Origin of the sequence: Methylobacterium sp. WL69 (genome assembly GCF_008039485.1) — a bacterium.
Classification (GTDB): Bacteria; Pseudomonadota; Alphaproteobacteria; order Rhizobiales; family Beijerinckiaceae; genus Methylobacterium.
This window is the reverse complement of sequence record NZ_VRUZ01000208.1, coordinates 1-706: the sequence shown is the minus strand read 5'-3', so window position 1 is coordinate 706 and position 706 is coordinate 1. Positions and strand designations below refer to the sequence as shown.

2 pseudogenes are annotated in these 706 nt (G+C 67.0%); one reads left to right on the top strand and one right to left on the bottom strand.

The annotated features are described in order from the left end of the window. A pseudogene (locus FV218_RS22485) lies at positions 1–126 on the bottom strand (IS5/IS1182 family transposase); the annotation flags it as partial. On the opposite strand from FV218_RS22485, the pseudogene FV218_RS22480 reads away from it, so the two are divergent. Then, positions 122–581: pseudogene (locus FV218_RS22480) on the top strand (Tn3 family transposase); the annotation flags it as partial. The pseudogenes FV218_RS22485 and FV218_RS22480 sit on opposite strands and share 5 nt — an antisense overlap. Positions 582–706 lie beyond the last annotated feature (125 nt).

The window sequence follows — 706 nt, the reverse complement described above, 5'->3', positions numbered from 1 at the left end:
GCGGACCACCGTGGCGTCGACGAAGTGCAGGTCCCCGTCGAGCTCGCCTCGGGCATCGGCTTGCGCCTGCAGGCACCGCAGCACCCGGTCGAACACACCGGCCTTGCGCCAGCGGTAAAACCGGCTCCCCGACCTCGACGGCCACTGCCTCTACTGGTTCGTGCAGGCCCGACACTACGGCGTGCTGCACGCCGTCATGGGCGAGCGCCTCGACGCCGGCCTGATCCGTCCACTGGGACGACATCCTGGGCCTTCTGACCTCGCTCAGGACCCGCACCGTCAGCGCCTCTCTCGTGTTGCGACAGCTGTCGGCGACGCCCCGCCAGAGCGGCCTCGCCCAGGCGCAGATGGGGCGTATCGAGCGGACCCTGTTCACCCTCGACTGGATCGGCGATGAACAGCTTCGCAAGGGTACCACGGCCGAGCTCAACAAGGGCGAGCGCCGCAACGGCCTCGTGCGCGCGGTCAACCTGCACCGGCTCGGTCGCTTCCGTGACCGCAGCCAGGACAGCCTGGCGATCCGGGCCTCCACCCTCAACTTGGTGGTCAGCGCCATCATCCACTGGAACACGATCTACACGGTGTCCGACGTCAGCACCTGTGGGACAGAATGAGGGTCTTCACGAACGGAGGATGGCTGGTTCATCGTAGCCCCTGAGGAGCGAAGATGAAGCAGACATCCGGACCGGCCAAGAAGCCGGCAGAA